Consider the following 4027-nt stretch of genomic DNA (forward strand, 5'->3'; position numbering starts at 1 on the left):
ACGCGTGCCGTATCGAGATCAGGGGAAACGTGTAATTTGTGTGATTTTATTTGATCAAGCGGAACGCTTCAATTGAGATCTGCCGCTTTCGGTTGCCTTTATTTTACCGGGCAACCCCTTGAGTCGGAATCAAAACATAAGGATGTATCAAGATGCCTACATTATTTAAGCGCATTCACGAACTGGAAATTCAAATTGACCGGTATCTGGACATCGTTCTGAAAGGGGCTCTGCTGTTTCGTCAGGGGGTAAAATACTATCTGGAAAAAAAGTCAGATGAGTTTTCCGATCGTCTCCAATTACTGGATCGTCTGGAAAGTGATGCCGATTCACTCAGACGGGAAATTGAGAGTACCCTTTATTCCCGAATGCTGATTCCGGAATCCAGAGGAGATGTTCTGGGTCTTCTGGAACAAACCGACGACGTGTTGAATACGGCAACGGAAACGCTCATTCAATTTTCAGTACAAAAGCCCGACATTTTTCCGGAATTTAATCAGGATTATCTGGATTTGACGGAATCCTCCATGAATGCGATGGAAGAAATGGTAGGGGCGATTCGATCCTATTTCAAAGATTTAACGGGCGTTCGGGATCATATCGATAAAGTGATGTTTTATGAAGAAGAATCTGACCGAATCTCAGAAAAAATGCTGGACCGTCTTTTTGAATCCAAAGAAGACCTGTGCCGGAAGCTCCACATCCGGGATTTTATTGACCATGTTGAAAATATTGCAGATGAGGCCGAAGATGTCTGCGATCGGGTAGCCATTGCAGCAATCAAAAGGCACGTGTGAGCTTTGAGTGTTTGGAGGCAAAAGGTCCGCCTTAAAAAGCAGGCAAATTCCTGTTTGAAAGATCTTAAGAGACCGGATTCCCATCGGCATCCAGAAAATGGACGGTTGAGAACCCCAATTTCCTGACGTCCGGTTCAATCTTCTTGCGATCTCCCACAACAACCCAGACCAGCTTTTCGGGGTGAAGCACGTGTTTGGCGGCTGCTTTCACCTGCTCCAGATTCAGTGCCTTGACCCGTTTGGCGTAATGAGTAAAATAATCCGTTGGCAGATTGTACTGAACGATCTCCGCTATCGATGATGCAACGGCAGCCATGGTTTCCCAGGAACCGGGGAGCTCCAGAATTTGCTTTCTGCGAACCTTCTCCAATTCTTCAGCCGTAATGGGTCTGTCGCTGATTATACCCTTGATTTCCTTTATCATTTCGAGCATGGCCTGCCGGGTTTTATCGGTTTGTACGGGGGCGTAGGCAATGAAGGGGCGCGGCCCCCGGGCATCCACCAAAAATGTGAAGGCCCCGTAGGCCCAGTGCTTGTCCTCCCGCAAATTCATGTTTATTCGGGAAGTAAAGGTGCCCCCCAGAATGTTGTTCATTGTTTCAATGGCAATTTCCTCCGGATTGGCCTTCGGCGGCGCAACATGTCCCGCAAAAATAATGGATTGCAGGGCTTCGGGACGGTCAAGAATGAACACCGATGTTTTTTGGGCCAGTGTGACCGGCTGAATATTTTTGTTCGGCACGGTGCCCGGTTTCCAATCCTGAAATAAATTCTCAACGGCCTGCCGGATCTCATTCAGGTTGGTGTCGCCCACAACAACCAGGGTGGCATGATTGGGTTTGAACCATGTTTTGTGAAAGCGGATCAGGTCCTCTTGGGAAATCTTTGAAACGGAGTCTTCCGTTCCGGAACCGGTCAGAGGATTTCCGTAGGCGTGGGAGGGCCCGTAGAGGAGTTTGGGAAAAACACGCAGCGCCATTTGTACGGGCGTTACCTTTTCCCGCTGAATGGCTGCCAATTGAATCTTCTTAAGCCGTTGGAAATCTTTTTCCGGGAAAATCGGGTTGAGAATGATATCCGCGAAAATATCCAGTGAGGCCGACAGGTTTTCCTTCAAAGCGGAAAGGGCGACACTGGACGTATCCAGATTTGATCCGCACTGAAGCTCTGCGCCCAGTAAATCCAGTTCTTCGCTGATTTGTAATGAGGTGCGATTTTGGGTTCCTTCGTCCAGCATTTCCATCGCCAGTTTGGCTGTTCCGGGCAGTGCAAACTGATCGGAGGCGTAACCGGCATCGATCAGCAGGTTGAAGGTGACAACAGGGACAGAATGCCGCTCTGCAAGAATAATCTTCAATCCGTTCGGGAGTTCAGTCTGCTGCAACTCGGGGAACTGGGCTTCCGGAGGTTCTCCCGGTTCCGGGAGATGTTCCCGGTTGATGGGGGTTTTAACGGTTTTGTAGTCCGGAAAGGGGTGGACTTCCAGAATGTAAATCCCGTCAGAAAGCCAGGTGTTGGCAGCGGTTTGAAGGGTTTGCGGCGTGGCGTTTCGGACGCGTTCCAGCGTAATTTTGTAATGCTCCGGGTTTCCCGTAAAAACCTCATTTTTAGCCAGGATGTCCGATTTCCCCCCGAAGCCGCCGATGCGTTCAATTCCCCGGACAAATCCTGCCATAAATTGGGCCTGTACCCGGCGAAGCTCATCGGACGTGGGGCCGCCGGTCAAAAAGCGGTCCATCTCCTCATTTAGAGAGTTTTCGATCCGGGAAATGTCGACTCCCGGCCTGGCCGTGGCCACGACCGTAAACTGGCCGCCAATTTCCCGCAAATCCACGTAGGCATATACATTGGTGGCAATTTGTTCGTCGTAGACCAACCGCTTGTACAAACGGGATGTTTTTCCGGAGGCTAGAATGTCACTGACCAGGTCGAGATAATCCCCGTCGGCGGAACCGTATTCCGGGATATTCCACACCTGGTAGATCCGAGCCTGAGGCACCCGATCCTGAATACGCTGCCGCTGGACGCCCTGTCGTTTTGCGATCCATTTTTTGTAGGTACTAATCGGCGGCCCGGAAGGAATATCCCCGAAATAGTTTTCCACCTTTTGGCGGGCGGTTTGAGTGTCAATGTCACCGGCGATGGTCAGAACCGCATTGGCGGCCCCGTAATAGGTTCGAAACCACTCGCGCACATCTTCCAGAGACGCGGCATCCAAATCTTCCATAGAGCCGATGACCGTCCAGGAATAGGGGTGTCCGGCGGGGTAGGTGCTTTTGGTAATGAGTTCCTCTACCTTACCGTAGGGCTGGTTTTCACCCTGACGTTTTTCGTTCTGAACCACGCCCCGCTGCTCGTCCAGTTTGGATTGATCAATCGCCCCCAGAAGGTACCCCATGCGGTCGGATTCCATCCAGAGGGCCACATCCACGGCCGAAGTCGGCACGTTTTGGAAATAGTTTGTTCGATCGTGATTGGTGGTGCCGTTCAGGTCGGTAGCCCCGATGCGTTCCATGGCCTGGAAATAATCATCGTTAAAATGCTCACTTCCGTTAAACATGAGGTGCTCGAACAGATGGGCGAAGCCGGTTTTACCGGGTTTTTCATTTTTTGCACCCACGTGATACCAGATGTTCACGGCCACAATGGGGGCTTTGTGATCTTCGTGAACCAACAGGGTTAATCCGTTGGACAGAATAAATTTTTGATAGGGAATGTCGATAGGCATGGCGGTTTGCGTCTCCATTTGAATAAAATTAAAAAGGCCTTTTTTGGGAAAGGCCTTTTTTGCTCCGGAGGAGGGACTCGAACCCCCAACCTAGTGGTTAACAGCCACCCGCTCTGCCGGTTGAGCTACTCCGGAATCCTGTAAAAAATTCGAATGTAAATATAATAAATTTGAACCGCTTTGTCAATAGAGAAGTCAATAATTGGCGTAATTTTTTTGAAAAAGATACTGACGGGTGATTCTGTGTTCTTGAGTATGAAGCGAGGCGTGAACGAGCCCATCCGGCGGATGAATCCTTAAAAGAGGAGATGGTACGCATACTCGTCAAATTCGCACACAATGGACACGGACTCGTTTATCCCATTTAAACCTTGCATTTTCCCGATTTATTTTGTTCATTATTAAAAAAACGGCTCTACTGGAATTTTTATGGGAAAAGCAATATTTCTGAATAGTGAGGCACGACCTCTTTTTAACCCACCCCCTGACTCCCCCTCCCTGA

At 49.5% G+C, this 4027-nt stretch carries 2 protein-coding genes and 1 tRNA gene; 1 reads left to right on the forward strand and 2 read right to left on the reverse strand.

What is annotated here, in order from left to right:
* Positions 1–152: 152 nt before the first annotated feature.
* Complete coding sequence (locus tag GXO76_04300) at positions 153–797, forward strand: DUF47 family protein (protein ID NOY77073.1); 645 nt, start codon at positions 153–155, stop codon at positions 795–797.
* A 64-nt stretch (positions 798–861) separates the two neighbouring features.
* On the opposite strand, the gene GXO76_04305 is transcribed toward GXO76_04300, so the two are convergent.
* Both GXO76_04305 and GXO76_04310 read right to left on the reverse strand, forming a co-directional pair.
* Positions 862–3543, reverse strand: coding sequence for an insulinase family protein (locus GXO76_04305; protein NOY77074.1), 2682 nt, complete (start codon positions 3541–3543; stop codon positions 862–864).
* Between the two features lie 44 nt (positions 3544–3587).
* A tRNA-Asn gene (locus GXO76_04310) sits at positions 3588–3660 on the reverse strand.
* Between the last annotated feature and the right edge of the window lie 367 nt (positions 3661–4027).

Source organism: Calditrichota bacterium, from assembly GCA_013151735.1.
In the GTDB taxonomy this organism is placed as follows: Bacteria; Zhuqueibacterota; JdFR-76; order JdFR-76; family BMS3Abin05; genus BMS3Abin05.